The organism is Lacticaseibacillus mingshuiensis (assembly GCF_016861785.1).
GTDB lineage: Bacteria > Bacillota > Bacilli > Lactobacillales > Lactobacillaceae > Lacticaseibacillus > Lacticaseibacillus mingshuiensis.
Genome location: NZ_BOLS01000012.1, coordinates 24,275 through 42,995 on the forward strand (window position 1 = coordinate 24,275; position 18,721 = coordinate 42,995).

At 55.7% G+C, this 18,721-nt stretch carries 15 protein-coding genes; 14 read left to right on the forward strand and 1 reads right to left on the reverse strand.

Annotation, left to right across the window (positions count from 1 at the left end; genetic code table 11):
- The first annotated feature begins 268 nt into the window (after nucleotides 1-268).
- From JUE67_RS08460 to JUE67_RS08485, 6 genes are all read left to right on the forward strand, one after another.
- The gene (locus tag JUE67_RS08460; protein WP_203626148.1) at nucleotides 269-1,141 is read left to right on the forward strand and encodes an AraC family transcriptional regulator; all 873 of its coding nucleotides are present in this window, start codon (nucleotides 269-271) and stop codon (nucleotides 1,139-1,141) included.
- Nucleotides 1,142-1,373: 232 nt separating this feature from the next.
- Entirely contained in the window at nucleotides 1,374-1,685 is a 312-nt protein-coding gene (locus JUE67_RS08465) for a hypothetical protein (RefSeq protein ID WP_203626149.1), read from the forward strand.
- A gap of 71 nt (nucleotides 1,686-1,756) precedes the next feature.
- The gene (locus JUE67_RS08470; RefSeq protein WP_203626150.1) at nucleotides 1,757-2,128 is read left to right on the forward strand and encodes a putative sulfate exporter family transporter; all 372 of its coding nucleotides are present in this window, start codon (nucleotides 1,757-1,759) and stop codon (nucleotides 2,126-2,128) included.
- Between the two features lie 253 nt (nucleotides 2,129-2,381).
- Entirely contained in the window at nucleotides 2,382-4,097 is a 1,716-nt protein-coding gene (locus JUE67_RS08475; protein WP_203637121.1) for a BspA family leucine-rich repeat surface protein, read from the forward strand.
- The gene (locus JUE67_RS08480) at nucleotides 4,022-4,972 is read left to right on the forward strand and encodes a mucin-binding protein (RefSeq protein ID WP_203626190.1); all 951 of its coding nucleotides are present in this window, start codon (nucleotides 4,022-4,024) and stop codon (nucleotides 4,970-4,972) included. Before JUE67_RS08475 ends, JUE67_RS08480 begins: the two co-directional genes overlap by 76 nt.
- A gap of 681 nt (nucleotides 4,973-5,653) precedes the next feature.
- On the forward strand, nucleotides 5,654-8,311 hold the full coding sequence (locus JUE67_RS08485) for a BspA family leucine-rich repeat surface protein (RefSeq protein WP_203626152.1): 2,658 nt from the start codon (nucleotides 5,654-5,656) through the stop codon (nucleotides 8,309-8,311).
- A gap of 222 nt (nucleotides 8,312-8,533) precedes the next feature.
- Here the strand turns inward: JUE67_RS08485 and JUE67_RS08490 are convergent, their stop codons facing one another.
- On the reverse strand, nucleotides 8,534-9,454 hold the full coding sequence (locus JUE67_RS08490; protein ID WP_203626153.1) for a helix-turn-helix domain-containing protein: 921 nt from the start codon (nucleotides 9,452-9,454) through the stop codon (nucleotides 8,534-8,536).
- A 293-nt stretch (nucleotides 9,455-9,747) separates the two neighbouring features.
- On the opposite strand from JUE67_RS08490, the gene JUE67_RS08495 reads away from it, so the two are divergent.
- The 8 genes from JUE67_RS08495 (at nucleotide 9,748) to JUE67_RS08525 (ending at nucleotide 18,478) form a co-directional block, all read left to right on the forward strand.
- Nucleotides 9,748-10,257 (forward strand): alcohol dehydrogenase, encoded by a 510-nt coding sequence (locus JUE67_RS08495; protein WP_225877868.1) that lies wholly within the window; start codon nucleotides 9,748-9,750, stop codon nucleotides 10,255-10,257.
- A gap of 216 nt (nucleotides 10,258-10,473) precedes the next feature.
- Entirely contained in the window at nucleotides 10,474-11,157 is a 684-nt protein-coding gene (locus tag JUE67_RS08500) for a hypothetical protein (protein ID WP_203626154.1), read from the forward strand.
- Between the two features lie 68 nt (nucleotides 11,158-11,225).
- Nucleotides 11,226-12,857 carry a SpaH/EbpB family LPXTG-anchored major pilin gene (locus JUE67_RS08505; protein ID WP_203626155.1) on the forward strand — a complete coding sequence of 544 codons (1,632 nt, stop codon included), beginning with the start codon at nucleotides 11,226-11,228 and terminating at the stop codon, nucleotides 12,855-12,857.
- 103 nt (nucleotides 12,858-12,960) lie between these two features.
- The gene (locus JUE67_RS12700) at nucleotides 12,961-13,929 is read left to right on the forward strand and encodes a class C sortase (RefSeq protein WP_225877869.1); all 969 of its coding nucleotides are present in this window, start codon (nucleotides 12,961-12,963) and stop codon (nucleotides 13,927-13,929) included.
- A 124-nt stretch (nucleotides 13,930-14,053) separates the two neighbouring features.
- On the forward strand, nucleotides 14,054-14,968 hold the full coding sequence (locus JUE67_RS08510; RefSeq protein ID WP_225877870.1) for a class C sortase: 915 nt from the start codon (nucleotides 14,054-14,056) through the stop codon (nucleotides 14,966-14,968).
- A 24-nt stretch (nucleotides 14,969-14,992) separates the two neighbouring features.
- Nucleotides 14,993-15,838, forward strand: coding sequence for a class A sortase (locus tag JUE67_RS08515; RefSeq protein ID WP_203626157.1), 846 nt, complete (start codon nucleotides 14,993-14,995; stop codon nucleotides 15,836-15,838).
- A 251-nt stretch (nucleotides 15,839-16,089) separates the two neighbouring features.
- A complete protein-coding gene (locus JUE67_RS08520) occupies nucleotides 16,090-17,427 on the forward strand; it encodes an FAD-dependent oxidoreductase (RefSeq protein WP_203626158.1) in 1,338 nt (445 codons plus the stop codon).
- Between the two features lie 535 nt (nucleotides 17,428-17,962).
- Nucleotides 17,963-18,478, forward strand: coding sequence for a helix-turn-helix domain-containing protein (locus JUE67_RS08525; protein WP_203626159.1), 516 nt, complete (start codon nucleotides 17,963-17,965; stop codon nucleotides 18,476-18,478).
- Nucleotides 18,479-18,721: the final 243 nt, after the last annotated feature.

Genomic DNA, 18,721 nt, shown 5'->3' on the forward strand with positions numbered 1-18,721 from the left:
GGCTTTAGTATAATGATGACATGAAGCGCTTTCTTCCCAGGAACAAGACAAAATTGTGCCGAATAATGACAGGGTGCGGAGGCCCGCGGCGTTCAGGTCTGAGCAGCTAACAGGGTCTGGTGCTTGGGGCCGCTCTAAGCCCCGAGTGCCGGACCCAGTTAGCTGCCTCAGACCTGCCGCGCGGAGCCCTACTATTCTGAAATGGCGTCGCACCCACATAAACGTTCAGTCCCCACTGCTTTCAAACCCAATCCCGGAGGCTCCCCCAATGTCCACCTTCATCGAGATTCCCGTCTGGTCCGAACCGCTTCCGTTTCGCTACTTTGAAAACGATGGCGGCGGCCCTGTTTTTCCCCATCGCCACAAAGAGATCGAGATCATCCAGGCCGTGCAGAACCAGACGCGCATCGGCGTGGGGGACCGCATGTACACGCTTGAGGCAGGGGACATCTTCTTTTTTGCCGGGGGCCAGCCGCATTATTTTCTGCCGAGCCCGAATTCCTTGCGCAACGTCTTTCAGTTCGATATTGCGATCTTTGATGTGCAGTTGATGCAGACATCGCTGTCTGGCATCAACGAGACCATGCTGCACCGGCCGCCGTGCTCCCAGGACTGGCCCAAGCCCGTCGCCGCCGAAGTCACCCGAATCCTCGCCGCGCTGCGCCAGGCCGCAGGGGATGGGGGACTGCGCGCCACCATCATCGGCAACCTCTACCTGCTCCTGGACTGCTTCGTCCACCGCCTGCCCGAACTCAAAGATGTGCCCGCCCACAGCGCCGACCCCAACATCCTCCGCGCCCAGACCGTCACCCGCCAGCTCAACTTGATCTACGACTACATCAATGACCATTACTTTGAGCCCATCAGCCTGCCTGCCATCGCTGGGCTCGTCGGCTTTAACCCCCAGTACTTCGCGCGGTTCTTTAAACGCAACACCGGCTCGACATTCGGCCGCTTTCTCCTCAATTACCGTGTGATGAAAGCCTGCTTTGAACTCACCGAAAGCGATGACCCCATGCCCGACATCGCCGAGCGGTGCGGCTTTGGCAGCGTCAAGACCTTCCACCACGAATTTAAACGGGAAATGCAGACCTCGCCGCTTGAATACCGCAAGCGCATGCGCAAAGAAGGCACAGGCTGAGCCGTGCAAATCGCAGAATAAGCCTGACCCGCCGACCGAATGACCGTGCTCGACGATAAAGCCCAGCCCGCCCCCAAATGACCGTACCTGACCACGAGGCCCAGCCCGCCTTGGGAAAAATAGGCACGCGCCAGCCGCCCACAGCGCCGCCCAATTTTTCAACACAAAGCACTTGCAACTTGGGAACAAATGTTCGACAATAGAAACGACAAACGAAACGGAGGGCAAAGCGATGGATGTGGACGAATTAACAGCATACTTGGATGAGAACTCGAAGGTGGTCAGCAACTTTCGCGCCAAGATGATGGCGTATGAGGTGGAGAAGAATAAGCGCCGGCAGCCGGCCAAGCGCTGGAACCAGACGCAACTCGACCGCGCCGTCGATAAGTCGCAGGCCACGTTTATGAAAAGCGTGTTCGACCAGCTGAGCGGCTCGATCAGCGCCGACAAATCCGCCAAAGAGTGGGCGACCTTCATCGATGACAACGAGATCGCCGACAGCCTCGAGGAATCCGTGGACATGATCGACATGGACGAGGCGTAACCTGACCCGCTCCGCAACTGCGGGCACACAAATAGCGTCAACCAACTTCCTTCTCAATAGAAGGAAAGTGGTTGACGCTATTTTGGTCGGCCCGGGCACGCGCCGCAGAAACGCCATCCCGCGGGCCACTCTGTCCAAGCCCAAACCAATCCCAGCCCACCGCGGCCGCCGCGCGGCCAAAACAGTTCCTGATTCCCTGGTATGTCCTGGGTTTTGCCGCTTTTTGCCTGCTGGGAAGCGTCATCCAATTGCCAAAATTCGTCGCGGCCGATGCCCATTGGCTCTCAGGCTGGCTCGAAACCACGGCCCTTGCAGCGATCGGCCTGCGTCTGGACCTGCGCGCCTTTCTCAAAGAGGGGAAGCGCATCGCCTTGTTTGGCGGCGGGACCCTGGTGATGCAGGTGGCGCTTGGCGCGTTGTTGGTGCGGCTACTGGTGCGGTAAAGTCCGCACGCCAATCTACAGAACGCGACGCCCCACTTTAACGCCCGATGCGCCTCGTCCAGGCATCTGACCACGTTTCAGTTCACCACCTATCTTTTTCCAGTATCAGATGTGTTACACGAAGCACGCTCGAAATCCCGAGAGGCTATTATCAACATAAAAGGAAATGACGGGAATCGTTGGGTTTTCGCGAATTTCGTAAGAGCCGCGGGCACACGCGCTTTGGCCGGTCGGTCAGGCGCGTGATGAAAGGGTGAGTGCAGTGACGCAAGGGCAATACCGCTGTGATCAAAAACGTAATTACAAGAAAAAACGCTTCGACGAGCAAACGCATAAGTGGGTCACCGTGGTCGCATTATTGGCTATCGGGACAACGGCTGGCGTGGTCGCGCAAACACCAATAAGCGGCACGAACGTTCAGACTGTCCGTGCCGCCGATGCGGACTCGGATGGCCATTATTCACTGACATACACAGATCCCTCAACCGACACCTCATCTTTGGTTCAGGATGTCGCAGTTTCAGGTCAGCCAGGGACCGTGATCTCCGATGCCGCCAATGATACCTATTCCGCGGCTAACATCAACACCGCCGCGGGGGCCTTGGGCTCGGGAGACCTGGCTTCGTATGTCCTTGCCGACGACCCATTTGGCGAAAATCCGTTGCCGGCGATGACCATCACTGCGGATACCAGTGACAATCAGGTGCTTCAGCTGCAGAAAGTTGTTGCAAAAGGTATCTGGGGCACCTGCCATTGGTACATCGATACCGATAACGTCCTGCACATTGGGCCAGGGACTGGGACGGATACCAGTGCGGCTGTTTCACCATGGACGCCATACATGGCGACAGTCACTAAAATCTCAATCGATGGGAAAGTCACTTTTCCTGCTATCGCCGATTATCTTTTTGGGTCGCTTTATAGTAACCCAAATTGGGCCCAACTGACCACGATAACAGGATTAGCCAATGTTGATACGTCACAGACGACTAGTTTTGTTGGCACCTTTAAGTTCGATCTTAAGCTTACGTCCATTGATGATCTGAGCGAGTGGAATACCAGTCATGTAACAACGTTCGCAAACATGTTCGCGGATACCGGTTCGATTCTTACCCCATTTGAGATGGATCTGTCAGACTGGCAGACGGGCAGTGCAACAAGTCTAAATTCCATGTTCGATCACTGCTACGCCTCGGATCTAGGAAGTCTTGATAATTGGGATACCAGCCATGTCACGGACATGACTAATTTGTTTTCCTATGCCCAGTCACTCACCAACATCGGTAAGTTGACCAACTGGCAAGTAGGCAATGTCACCACGATGTCTGGTATGTTCAACATTGCTAATAAATTGACAGATATTGGTGATCTCTCCGGCTGGGATGTCAGTAAGGTCACGAACATGAATACGGCGTTCGGCTCAATGACCAGAATAGGTTCGCTTGGCGATCTCGGAAGTTGGAACACAAGTAGTGTCACAAACATGACGGCCATGTTTGGTGGAACCAGTGTGGCCAGCCTTGGGGATATCTCTCACTGGGATGTCTCTCATGTCACTGTTATGAGTGCCATGTTTTCAGGTATGCCCAACCTGACTGTGCTGGATCTGAGCGGCTGGGATACGAGGAGCGTGAGCGCGCCAACAAGTCCGACTGGCTCGTCATTTAATTTCTTCACGCCAGATACAAGCCCACTGACTTCGTCGATTGCTTCCGGCCTGCAACAAGTCACCTTTGGCCCTAATTTTACTCTTGTGCCATATTTGCCCAATCCCACCACAGACGGGTCCGACAATACAGTCTTAGAAAAAAATACTGGTTATCCGTTGATAATGGTACGGTGGATCATCCGGAGGGGCTCACCAATTTATCAAATTCAAAATGGTTTAAGTCAATGTATACCAGTGCCGTCTATACCGGTATTCCCGGCACTTATGTCTTGGCCGCCCCTCAGGATACCGCGACGGTGACCTTTGTGGACGATGATGACAGCCAGAAAGTAGTCAGCACCCAGGACATTGTTGGGGACCGAGGGACGGATGTGGCCTATACCTTGGATGTCCCAGAGAACTACGAACTGGCGACTGGCGAAAGTGCGACCGGGACCGTGGCGGTGACGCCCGATGATACGGATGATTTCACCGTCCATCTGACTCACAAACATAGGACTGATCAGCAATCTAAAACCTTCACCCGCAAGATCACCGTCACCAAGCCTGACAATACGGTAACGACGATCAACCAAAGCGTCACGTATAACCGCACCGTCTCTTACGATATGGTGACTGGGGCACTCGACGCAAGCGCAACTGGTTCATGGCAGCTAGAGGATGGCGACCCGTCGATCACTGGGGATGATGGCCAGCCGGTCGGCATCTGGGAGGCCTACACGCCAGATGCCATTGAGGGCTATCAGGTCGTGGGCTCCGATGGCTCGAGCGCGGCGAAGCAAGTCACCGTCGATCCGGACACGACCCAGGACACCGAGATCGACTACACCTATCAAGGTGCGACAGCCACCGCGACCATCACCTATGTGGATGAAAATGGCGATCCGGTCGGCGATCCGGTCACGGTCTCAGGCAACATCGGCGCCAACGTGACCTACACACCGCAATTGCCAGGTGGCTACGACTACGCGAATCCAGGCGACGCGGATCCAAAGACCATCACGATTTCCACAGGCTCGGATGACAACGTGATCATCAAAGTGGAAAAATGGCACTCCGAATTCCCACAAGCAGGGAGCGCCAGTGGGCTGGTCCTGCAGGTAGCTGGGGCGGTCGCGCTATTGGCCGGAGCAGTGGGCCTCTTGCTCTTCAGCCGCCGGAAACGCGAACACTAAATTGAATAGTTGATTGAAGCCGCTGACTCGAAAATGGGTCGGCGGTTTTTGCGTCTCGTGGGCCAAGTCATTCGCGCCTTTCACATGAGAAACCCCGTCATGACGCATGATTGCGCCGATTTTTCGCTCAAAATTGAAACAGTTTTGATACAGCTAAGTGTGTGGCCGGTGATCGCGGGCATACTGGAGATCGGGTATCGAATCTGTGGCGCGAGTCTGCTTCGTGGCCACGTATGGATCAGGCCTGCGCCAGTAAGGAGATTCCACCATCCCGCGTGCCTCCGCACCCTGAAGTTGGGCTGCGCGGGGCAGGGGTGAGGCATCTAACTGGTCCCGTCACTCGGGGCTAAGGGCGGCCCCAAGCGCCAGGCCCAAGTTAGCTGCTTACCCCTAAACGCCCCGCTTCGCACCCTGAAGTTGGGCTTCGGTCCGCATGGTGGAAACATCTAGGTGTCTCAAGCACTCGAGGGCTAAGACCACCCTCAAGCGCTTGAGCCAACCTAGCTGTTCCACCATCCCGCGTGCCTTCGCACCCTGAAGTTGGGCTTCGGCCCGCATGCTCGAGGCATATAGGTACGCCCAGCGCTCGGTGGCCAAGTGCGCCACCAAGCACTAGGCTACCCTATCTGCTCGAGCATCCCGCGTGCCTTCGCACCCTGATCAACATGGAGGAGTAATGTTATGTGGCAGACTTTAACGAATTCTTTTCGAAAAACACGTGGGCGTCCTCAGCGGTGTCCTCAGATCGTGCTATTATCCGCGGCCGCACTGACCCTTGGCGTCACCTATGTGGGAATGGCGCCGACAGCATTTTCCCCGCAAGTGGTGCATGCGGCTGATCCGGCTGACCGGGTGACGTTGCGTGTGCGGTTCCAGTATCAGTCCGATCCATACGATGACCCGCGCATCATCGCGACCAAGAGTTATTCCGGGCCAATTGGGGCCAGTGTGACGAGCTGGCTACCGGATGGGTACACGACGGAAAATGGGGATTACAGTGTCGCGTACACCCTGACGGCGGGGGCAAATACGGTGGATGTACTGATGCTCGCCGAAAGCGTCAATGTCACGACGAAGGTAATCGACTCGCGCGGTAAGGTAACCTTCAATTACGTGACCACGGCGGGGACGGTCGTTGGGACCGATACGATCAGTGGCAAGCCCGGCGCGACAGTTTCCTCGGCGGTACCGATTCGCTATATGTTAGCGAGCGGTTCTGGCACCGTTGCGACTGCGGTGGCGCCGGCGGATGGCAGCGACACCACCGTCACCATTCCCGTGATGCTCGATCCGAATTATACGACCCAGGCGGAAATGAGCGCGACGATCAATTTTGTCGATCAGCTCACTGGCTCGAGCCAGACCGTGATCATCACAGGCAAAGCCGGGTCCTCCGTGACAGTGCACTATCCCAATGAGCTCGGGGATGCCGATTATCTCCCGGCCACATTTGTCTACACATTCACCAACGCAGCGAACGGCCAGGGGACAACCGTGCCGGCCTGGCCGATGCAAGTCGCGCTGTACACGTTTTACACCGTCAATAATCGTGGGGCTCAAACGCCTGTCTATAAGATCAAATATATGGGCAAGCCCGGGGCCTTGATCGCGCCGACCGACATGTTCTACGATCAGGAGAACATCAACACGGCGGGTGGCGTCAAAGGCAGTGGGCCGCTTGCTGGGTACATTCGCACGGACGACCCATTCAGCCTGACCAATTTGCCGAGCACGACGATCACCACGGATTCGACCGATAACGTCAACGTGCAGGTGACCAACGTGGTGGCAAAGGGCATCTGGGGCACCTGCCGCTGGTACATCGATACCAGCAACGTGCTCCACATCGGGCCAGGCACCGGCGCTAATTCCATAGGCGAATCGCCGTGGCGCATCTACAGTAATGCCATCACCCAGATCTCGATCGATGGCCACGTGATCTTGCCAGCCAATTGCCGGTTCCTGTTTGGCACAGATGCGGCTGGGAAAAATGCGGGGAATTATCAGCGCCTCACGCAGGTCAAAGGACTTGCCAATGTGGATGCCTCGCAGGTGCAGGATCTGACCGCCATGTTCCAGCTTGATTCAAAATTGAAGACGGTCACGGGCCTCGATGATTGGGACGTCCAAAACGTCAACTGGTTCAGTTCCATGTTCGCCAGAACCACAGCCCTGAGCAACCTCGGCGATCTCTCGCAATGGGACACCGCCGCAGCAAAGGCGATGGACGGCATGTTCAGCGCTTGCGCCGTCCAGAATCCCGGTGATCTGAGCGGCTGGCAGACTGGCAACGTGATCGACATGTCGTTCATGTTTTACAACACGATGAAACTGAATTCGGTGGGGGACCTCGGCAACTGGGACACCAGCCAAGTGACCACCATGTCGCACATGTTCGCCTTCACCGCGCTCAAGACGCCTGGCCACCTGGATGACTGGAATACCGGAAACGTCACGGCGATGGACTATCTGTTTGCCCAAACCTCGACCCTGAACGATATTGGGAATCTGTCAGGCTGGGATACCAGCAAGGCGACCGATATGTCCTTCATGTTTGACGAAACGGCAGCGTTGACTGACATCGGTGACCTCGACAACTGGGACACGCACAACGTCACGACCATGTTGGCAATGTTCCAAGTGACCCAATTGCGCAATATCGGCAGCCTCGCGAAGTGGAACACGACCAATTTGACCACCACGCAAAATATGTTCACCCAGGCCGTTAATCTTGAAGTCCTGGATTTCTCCAACTGGGACACCAGCAAGGTCACGAATTTTACCAGCATGTTCGAGGACATGGATGCGCTGCGCCAGATCACCTTTGGCCCGCATTTCAATATCACGCCGGACATTCCAAACGCCACGACCACCCGTTCCTGGGTCTCCGTGGATGGCGGCACCCTCGATGCGCCCCAAGGATTGACCGACCTGACCACCATCCAAGGCAACACCGTCACCTCGACGTACACCGGGCGCAACGCCGCGACCTATGTCCTCTATTCCCGGCAGGCCAGTGCGATCATCACGTATCAAGATGAAAATAATGACCAAGTCGGAGACAGCGTGACGCTCACCGGCAACATCGGTGACACCCTGACCTACACGCCGCAACTGCCACTGGGCTATGACTTTGCGGATCCAAATGACGCCAAGCAAAAAGCCATCACGATCACCAACACCGATACAGACAATGTCCTGATCAAGCTGGAAAAATGGGTCTCGCAATTCCCGGCGGCCGGCAGTTCAAGCGGCCTGATTCTGTCGATCGTCGGCGGGTTCACCCTGTTGGCTGGGCTGATTGGCCTGATCTTCAGCGTGCGGCGGAAACGGGATTGATCGGAATTACTTCTCTCAGCGATTATTGTGCAGGTCCTCTTTCGGGAGGAGCTGTTTTGATTCGAGCAGACATTTCGCCGACAATTGGTGAATAAGTCAAATCACAATGTAGCACCCTCATATAAAATGTGCTGAGTAGACAAAACAGGTCTAAAGCTCCGTGTGCGATCAGCACTCGAAGTTTTAGACCTGTTTATGGTTATGTCAGTGGATTAGGCAACACTAGCCGTTTGTTTCGACATCTTTGAGGCTAGGTGCGTCATCCGCCAGCCAAACATGCAGCGACAAAGCGGTATTGGCAAGTTGCGGATAATAGGAAGGAAAATCCAGCTTCCGCACCGTCGCCAGCATCGACTCCACCTCGCTCAGGCACGCGTTGTCTTTTTTGTCGTAGTAATTTGCGTAGTCATTGTACAAACGGCGATAGAAATGAGGCGCCATGTAGCGCTCCTGGATGTGGGTCTCGTTGAACATGCCCAATAGCTTCTTGAACACGCCGTAATCGCGGTGATTGATCGCGACCTGGAAAGCCTGCACGAAGATCTCGCCGATCGTGGCCATGTTGGCATCCATCTGACTGACCTTGTTGATGCGCTGAAGATATAGCGGTAGGAGAATCAAGAGTTCGTCCACGGACAAAATTGGCAAGAGGTTGTACAACATCATCTGCTCGTAGGAATACCACGTCTCTGTTTTATCCAGATAATTGAGCAGGTCGCGCAGCTCCGGCATCGCATCGATCACCTGTCCATGATGTGCGTAGAAGTCCGCGTACACCTTCATCGTCAGATACATGTCGTGATCGGCGACATAGCCTTCCTCTTGCCAGCTCTTGTACACAATGCGGCTGGCCTCGCGAAAATTCTCAGGGTTCTTAGTCGCATGTCCTTCAGCGACGAGCTGGGTCATGCGGTCCGTTTCGGCCACCGCCGCAGCCGTGTCACGACCAGACAAATTGGCGAACTCAAACATCATTAAATTGATCCGTTTGAGCATCTCCATCAGGTTCTCGGCAGAGGTATCGATCTTACCACTTTCAAAACGCGAATAGTTCACGCGCGACATGATGTCGTTGTACATGTATTTCGCGCTGAGACCTTTGTTCGTGCGAATGTCTCTGATCGTCGGTCCAATATAACCCATAATGGGTCCCTCCTCACCACCAGACGCGCTACTCTCCCCACAGAAAAACGTGCCCTGTTGTTATTAGTGTGCCTCTTTTTTGTAGCTGATGCAAACAAACACTGAGCACACCTTACCAAACCGGATTGTATCAATATAATCGCTCAGTTTTGGCTAGTGTAGCAGATATGCGACGTTGATGACAATAGAAAAACAACCCGCAAATTAAAAGAATTATGTATCAGATGCGTACGCTTTTGGTTATCGCCGGCCGAATCCCTCTATGATGACGTTATCGAAAGGGGGAATCTAGGATGACCAGACGAATCGACTTAACGGGTAAGCGTTTCGGGCGGCTGGTCGTGGTGAGTTGGGTCGGCCACGCCGGAAATGGGAATGCGATGTGGCATTGTCAATGTGATTGCGGGAACACGCTTGACGTGGACAGTTATCGCTTGCGCAGGGGCACCACGCAAAGTTGTGGGTGTTTGCGCCGCGAACGTTCGCGGGAAGTGATGTTGACGACACCGGTGCTGCGGGAACACGCCGGGTGCGCCGCACAGCTGGGCGTTGCGAATGGGACCAACGTTTCGGCGTCGCTGAATATTCGCGTGACAAACCGCAGTGGGGTGGTCGGCGTCAGTTTTGATCAGGCCAGTCAGACTTGGAACGCGCGCTTGATGGTGCGCGGGCGCATTGTTTTGAACCAGCGTTTCCACCGCTCAATGAGGCGGTGGCCGCACGCCGGGAAGCGGAAGCACGCTATTTTCCAGATCGCACGCGGACCGCTTTACCACCTGCCGTCAATCAGAACACTGAAATGACCCATTAGAACCCGGGGCCGCACGGGATTTTAAAAATTCTCTGTATCAGATGTGTATCACATTGTTTCCGGGCTTAGCAAATTCCATAAGATGTCACTGTGATCAAGTTCAAGACGTATTGACCAGCTTTCACGAGCTTGGTTTCAGTCGCAAGGAAGGTGATGAAGTCGGACACAACAAGCCAATTACATCGCAGCAAACATAAGGTGGTGAGAGATGTTGACTAACCGGTTGCGCGTTTTCGCGTTAACAGTCGTGACATTTCTTCTGGCCATCAGTTGGTCGCAAGGGTCCACGGCGCAGGCGGCAACAAATGCGCCGAGCATCACCATTCAAAAACAGGTATCCGCAAAAAGCGAAGCCGGCACCGCCCAGACAACGGTGCCACTGGCCGGCACGCGATACCACCTTGTGAAGGTGCAGGCCCTTTCTTCCAAACAAAAGATCGATCCAGCAGATGCATCGTCCTATCAAGTGGTTGGCGGGACGGATGCATTGGATCAGATCTTAGTCACCGACCAGCAAGGCACCTCGACTATCAGCGGGCCTGAGCTGACCACCGGCGATTACCTGCTCGCGGAGTTAAAGGGCCCAGGCGTCCCGCAGCCCGCAGCGCCGATCGTTTTTTCTCTTCCTTATAAAATGGCTGGCCAGCTCATCAGTGACTTTGTTTATACCCCCAAGTCCGGGCTGGTCGCTCCGTCTGAAGGTGGCACCAAGAAGCAGACGCTTGGCGGCACCATCGTCGGTAAGGTCAAAGACAAAAAGATCATGCAGACCAGTGGTATCATACCCGCTGTGGGGTACAGCCTCTTGGTTCTTGCGGCCGGTGTGATGGCCGGATCATTTGTCCTTTTGCAATTGTTCAAAAAGCGCCGTGCCCATTCGGCCGGCAACTGAGCTGTGGAGCGCAGGTCTGACCTGCGTATCTTGACCGCGTGCTAGACGCGATCTTCGGAGGAATGATAATGAAAAAATCTGTACGTTTACTTTATACAATTGGCGTATGCGGCCTGGCCTTGGGTGCGCTCACCACAACCGCAGTGACCTTGGTCAATAACGGCCAAAGCACGATCGCGGCAGGCAGTTCATTAGTTTCAGATGACACGTCTACTCGTAGTATCACCATTCATAAGTATTCCGGCACAACGCCTACGACTGCTGCGACTGGGACAACTGCGGATGCCGATTCGATTGATACGACTGTTCACAAGCCGCTGTCTGGGATCAAGTTCACCGTTCAAAAAGTGACTCCAGTGAATGGTGCAAAGAACATGAGCGCCGCTGATGCGACGACTTACACGACAGACGGCGACGCAACGACCACCGCTGCCACTGATGATGATGGGACAACTGTTGCAGATCTTGGCACTGGCACAAGCGCTGATGGTTACTATCTGGTAACTGAAGTGGCTTCTGCAGCCGTTGCGACTCCAACCGATCCATTCATCGTCCACGTCCCACTGACCATCGCCGGCGTATCTGGCGGGGATGCAACGTTGGCCTACGATGTTAACGTGTATCCAAAGAACGATACGGAAAATATCACTCTGAACCCGAACAAGACCTTCCCAGATTCATCCAAGGCTGAATCTGTCAAAGTTGGTAGTGATGTTTCTTGGAATTTGCAGGTCGATACGCCAAAGGATATCTATACCGCCGGCAGCGAAGAGGATGACTCGGATGCTATCTACGCGAAGGACCTGACCATTTCCGATCCTATCAATAGCAAAACTCTTGCTTTCAAGTCGGTTGATAGTGTGAAGGCAATCGCTGAAGACGGGACTGCGACAGATCTTGTGGAGACTGACGACGACTATACGGTTTCCCACTCCTCTGATGTGACTGGTTATGATGTTGTGATGATTTCCCTGACTAAGAGTGGGATGAAGAAGGCCGCTGGCTCCAAGAATATTGTTGTCCAGTTGACAACCACGATTCAGGATGTGACCTCTGACGCTTCCATCGTCAACACGTTCGACTCGTTCTACACCCCGTCGACTGGCGGTACGCCGACGCATGAATCCACAACGCCTGGCGATCCAACCAATCCTTCTGACCCAGGGAACCCAACAGACCCAAAGGACCCGAACAAGCCTGACACCCCAGACCCAGATGACCCTGGTGATAACCCAGAGGTTGTTTATGGGAACGTTGATATCCTGAAGACGGACGATACCTCTGACGCAACACCGCTGGCTAACGCGACCTTCAAGCTTGCAGCGAGCGAGCAGGATGCCAAGGATGGTAAATGGATCACAGATAACGATGGCAATGTTATCTCCGGTACCACTAAGGCTGATGGTACACTTGAATTTACTGGCTTGCTTGTTGATCCGACGACCAAGACCCAGAAGTACTACCTCGTTGAAACTGACGCACCAGCCGGCTACAACGTTGACGGGACTGTTCATGAAGTCACCGCGCAAGCCGATACCACCCTCGATGCGACTATCAAGGATAGCGACAACCTGCTTCCAAACTTGCCTATGACCGGTTCCGATGCACGTCTGTTGATCCTTGTCACCGCGTCTGTGCTGATCGTTGGCTCTGGCTCGATGATCTACATCAAGCGTCGCAAGGACGAAAAGAACGCCTAAACACACGTATTTTGAATAAGAGCTTCGAGCCGGGCTCGGGGCTCTTGTTCTTTCCCGGAATAATATGTACCGGGTAAAATGTGGTATCCAGGAGGTGAGGACGATGCGCCATTGGTCAGATCGAACATTCTACCTGTTTTTCGGCTTCCTGTTTGCGCTGGGGCTGATCTTGCTATTGCTGCCGTTTGGTTTTGACGTCTATCATGACTACCAAAGCAAACAAGCGACCGTGGTCTATGAAAAAAACGCCAAGTCGCCGACCTCCAAGCAGACAAAAGACATCGAGGCGTACAATGCCATGATCGCCGCTTTTCAACAAGGCCAGCCGCCGAAGCGAAAAGTAAAGATCACCGACATTCAGCCGGACCTGCATGACCCCATTGGCTTCGTGCGGATTCCCGCCATTCACATTGCCGGCCAGACGATGTACTTCGGCGACTCAGATTGGGTGCTCGACCGTGCGATCGGCACGATGCCCGGCACCTCTCTGCCAAGCGGCACCAACACGCTCACCGTCATCACCGGGCACTCGGGCCTCGCAAACCGCATCGTCTTTGACAACATTCGCTACCTGAAAAATGGCGACATCTTCTACGTCACCAGCTTCGGGCAGGAAAAAGCCTACCAAGTCTACCAGCAAAAGGTGGTCGATCCCAATGCAAAATCAGCCATCAAGGCGACCTATGTGCAGCCGCACAAGGACATTGCCGTTTTGTTGACGTGCACGCCCTTGTTTATCAATACGCATCGGTTGATGGTCTACGGCAAGCGCGTCTCGCTGAAGACAGCGGCGAGCCATACCGTCACCACCCGCGATGGCTGGGGCATCGAGCGCCTCTGGATCTTGATCGTGATCTTACTATTATTGCTGATACTGATCTGGTTCCTGATCAAACAGCACCAGCGGCGAAAGGAGAAGGAAAAGGCCAATGCCGAAAAAGCAGCGCAAGAACAAGCAGCCCGCGAAGCAGGCGAGCGAGACGCCGGCCAACCAGCCGAACTCGGAACGCACCAACCAGGCGAACCCGGAGAACCACGACCAGGCGAACCCGGCGACACCGACGGACACTGAAACGCCAACGAACGCCGCCGCCCCGTCAACACCGGCGAACCCAACTGAGACGCAGCCAACCGCCCAGCCGCCGCGCAAGGTCAAGCATCACCGCGTCTACTATGCCTTTTTCACCCTGACGCTTCTGCTTGGGGTGTTCCTGCTGCTGCTGCCGCTGTTGTTCAACTGGCGAGAAACGCTCCAGCGCCAGCCGAAGATGCGCGAATACGAGGAAGCGTACATTCCGCCGACCGACAAAACGCTGGACCTGATCAACCGCTACAACGCCATGATCGACGCCAAGCAGCACAATAAGTCCCACGAGAACATCGACATCACGCAGATCCAGCCGGACCTGAAGTCGCCGATCGGGTATATCAACATTCCCAGCATCCACATCAAGAACATGCTGATCTATTTTGGCGACTCCGACTGGGTGCTCAACCGCGCGCTGGGCACCATGCCGTGGACGAGCTTGCCCACCGGCGGGAAAAACACGCTGGCCGCGATCACCGGGCATTCCGGCCTCGCCAATAAGATCTTCTTTGACAACATTCGCTACCTGAAAAAAGGCGACGTGTTCTATGTCAACGCATTCGGCCGTAATCGCGCCTATCAGGTAACCGGCCACAAAGTCGTCGCGCCATCGGGTAAGGCCGCCGTCCAGTCGTTTTACGTCCAGCCTGGCAAAGACCTGGTCGCCCTCATGACCTGCACCCCACTGTTCATCAACTCCCACCGCTTGATCGTCTATGGCAAACGCATTCCGATCAAGTCGGCGAAAAAAGTGGTCACGACCACCCGTGACCGCTGGAGCCTTGAACACATTTGGTACCTGACCCTGTTCATCCTGATCTTGCTCCTGCTGATCTGGTGGCTCATTCGCCGCTACCGCAAACGAGGCATAGAAAAGCAAAAGAAGCGCATCGCCGAAGAACAGGAAAAAGCTGAAGAAGAGGCAAAGACAGCGGCCGACGCAAAGGCGGAAGCAGACGCAACTGCCCAAGCATCTGTCGACCCCGCCAACCCCGACGATAAGTCACAGCACCACACTGAATGATCCTGCGAAAGGAGCGTGCCCGCGATGAAGCGACTGCTCAAATGGTTCGCGCTGCCGGCCATCGTGATCTTCGGCAGCCTACTGCTCCTGATCCGCGGCTACCACGTGTTTTTGACCCAACCGGCCAGCACCATGCCGGTCGCCTTCCAGACCACAGCCGCCGCCAACCTTGCGCGAAGCGGGCAAAACTCATCGGATGAGGCCATCCAAGAGGCGGACCTCAAGCTCCTTTTGGCCGCGCGGCAACAGAGCACCGGCTTGACCCAGCGTTACGGGGTGGGGCGGCTTGCGATTCCAAGCTGCCAGATCAGCCTGCCAATTTTTGGCGAAGCCACGGACCTGACCCTCAGCGCAGGCGTCGCGCTCTATTACCCCAAGCGTGGGCTCAGCGGTGGCAACATCGTCATGGCCGCGCACAACTTCTGGGGTGCAGGCGATCTGCTTCTCAACAAGATCGACCGCGCCAAAGTCGGCGACCTCATTCTCGTCTCCGACCTCAAGCAAGTCTGGCAGTATCGCATTGCCGTCAACCAGGTCGTCAAGGACACCCAAGTCGACGTCCTCGACAACACGCGCGACGACCGCCTGACCCTGATTCGCTGCGAAGGTGGGGCAGGGACCCAATACCGCCGAGTTGTGATCGCTAAGCTGCAAAAAACGCGAGGTGCCAAGTCCACCGAGTCGGCCCTCGGCATTCAGACCACGACCCCAACCACCAGCGGCTTCACCCAATTTGAAAATCAGCTCGGTTGGCTCGTCGCCCAGTCGCTGAGTCGGCGCTGGCTCGTTTGGCAATTATGGCTCCTCGTGCTGGTCTGGCTCCTCATGTGGGGCATCGCCAGCTGGGGCTACCTGCGCCAACGCGACTGAGGACTGTCAACTGAAACGAACCAGCCCTCGGCAAACTCTGTCAACTGAAACGAACCAAGACGCGGCCGGCACCCCCAGTCGGCCACCAGAATAGCGGATCCGCGTCCTGCTCATGCAGCGCGCGGGTCCGCTTTTGTGTTCATTTGTTTAACCGATTTAAATTGTCGGCAATCTAGCCACGAGGCATCCGGTATGGTACAATCTATCTCGTGATGTAGAACACAAGCAGCGTTTGAGAGGAGACTTTTTTGATGAAGATCATCGTTATTGGTGCCACCCATGCTGGCACATTTGCCACGCAACAGATCCTGACCGAACATCCAGATTATGACGTGCATGTCTATGAACGCAACACGAATCTGTCTTTCCTGTCCTGCGGGATCGCCTTGTGGGTGGGCGGTCACGTCTCGTCGCCCGAGAAAATGTTCTACTCCTCGCCCGAAGCCCTGAGCGCGCTCGGCGCCCATATGCACATGCAACATGACGTGCTCAGCGTCGACACCAAAGCCAAGCAAGTCGTCGTCAAAGACCTTGTGAGCGGCAGCACGACCACCGAAACATACGATAAGCTTGTCGTGACCACCGGCTCTGCGCCACTCACCCCGCCGATCCCCGGCATCGACGATCCGCGCGTGCACCTCGCCAAGAACTGGAGTCACGCCAAGACGCTCAAGGACCTCACCCCTGAGATCAAGTCCGTCATCGTCATTGGCGCAGGCTACATCGGCGCCGAGCTCGCCGAACAATACGCCCTGAACGGCAAGCAAGTCACCCTGATCGATGCCCTGCCACGCGTTTTGGCGAAAAATTTTGACAGCGACATCACCGATCGCGTGGAAAAACTCTACACCGATCACGGCGTCAAGCTGGCCCTCAGCGAAAAAGTCGTTGGTTTTGAAGGCGGCGACCAGCTGACCGTCACCACCGACAAAGGCAGCTACACCGCCGACATCGCTGTTCTCAGCATCGGTTTCCGCCCGCACACCGACCTCGTTCGCGACCAACTCGAGACCCTGCCAAACGGCGCGCTCATTACCGACGAATACATGCGCACCAGCGACCCGGATGTCTTTGCCGCCGGGGATTCCGCGACCGTGCACTACAACCCGACTGGCAAGGCTGACTACATTCCGCTGGCCACCAACGCCGTGCGCCAGGGCATTCTCGTGGGCCATAACATCGACAAGCCAACCGTTGCCTACATGGGCACGCAAAGCACCAGCGCCGTTGAGCTGTTCGGCATGACCATCGCGGCATCCGGCCTCACCACAGAAGGCGCGAAGGCCCGCGGCGTCGAAGCGGCCAGCGTGACGATCGAGCAGGATTATCGCCCGGACTTCATGTTGACGACGGCGAAAATTCTTGTGAGTCTGACGTGGGATCCAGAGACGCACCGCGTCCTGGGTGGGTCCGTCTTCTCGAGTCATGATGTGTCGCAGTCGGCCAACGCGCTGTCGATCGCGATCCAGGCCAACATGACGATCGAGCAGCTCAGCATGGTCGACATGTTCTTCCAGCCCAACTTCGACCAGCCGCTCAACTGGCTGAACGCCGTCGCGATGGAAGCTGTGGCCAAGGCTAACAAGTAAAATCAATCCTGTATATATGAGGGGGTCGCACTGTGTGCTCCCGGGTGGGCTCCGGCCGAAAATCGGCTGGAACGCTCCCAAGTGACTTTGAGCCCGCAAAAAGCGCGGTCTCAAAGCTCACTTTCGGTGTAAGCGGCAGAGCCGCTAACACCGACGAGGGGGCTGAGCCGTTTTCGGCCGGAGCCCACCCTCATATCCAGCATTGATGATACTTGGTGGGGCTGGCCACGGCTTGCCAGTGCAACGGGTTTTTCTGTTACGCGTTTAGTCGAATGGCTGAGATCCATGTCCAACCGTGATTGCCAAATAGATTTTTAGATCAAGAGGTCACTCATCGCGAGTGGCCTTTTTTTGTTGGCCGCTCGTTTGCATGCTCATTCGTTCGCTCAGATACCCAAGTCGTGACTGTCCGCGCCCCCAACCGTCCTAAAAATCACTATGCAACCGCTCGTTGACAAAATGCAACGCCCAGGTGGTAGGCAGTTTGGCTTCTTTCTGGCACAATTAAGACAACAAGTTGTCAGGAGGAGATAGGATGTTCGCAGATAATTTGATCATCTTGCGCAAGCGCGCCGGGTTGACGCAAGAGGCGTTGGGGGAGGCGCTGGGGGTCAGTCGCCAGGCCGTGTCGAAGTATGAGAATGGGTCCGCGGAGCCTGAGTTTGCCAAGCTCGCGCAGCTGACGAAACTGCTGAATGTGGATTATAATGCCCTGCTCGGCGACCCGACTGCGGGGACCACAGACGGCCAGTCCGCGGCGCACCCGATCGCCCCGGGGCACCTGATGATTCGCTCCTTGGTCAATGGCAAGCTCGTCCGCGTTTTTGGCTTTAGCCTGGCGACCAATCTGTCGTTTCGGAAAAACGCGGGGAAGGTGACGCTGATCGGGGAGACCGACCAGCACGATTTCTTTAATACGGGGCAAGTCGAGCTTGGCCGGTATGCCACCCGCGCGCAAGCCGAGCGTGAGGTGACCATGATCGAGGCTGCGATGGCGGCGGGCGAGGGGACGTATCGCCTGCAGTTTGCGCTTGCGCCGAAGGAAAAATAGGTCGCCTTGCCCGCAACGCTTGCGGGACCAGGCCATCGCACACTATTTTCCACGCCACACAAAGACCCGCTCCGGCGAGGCAAGCGCGAATTGCTTGCCCGGCTGAAGCGGGTCTTTTCACTGAGGCTGTGGGATCGATCGCTTCTGGAGGGCTGGCGATCGACGTTGTCAGTGCTGGCAGACGGCAGGTCGCATCAGTACGCCTGCCGACTCGCCAAATGAAATGGTTTCAGTCAACAAATG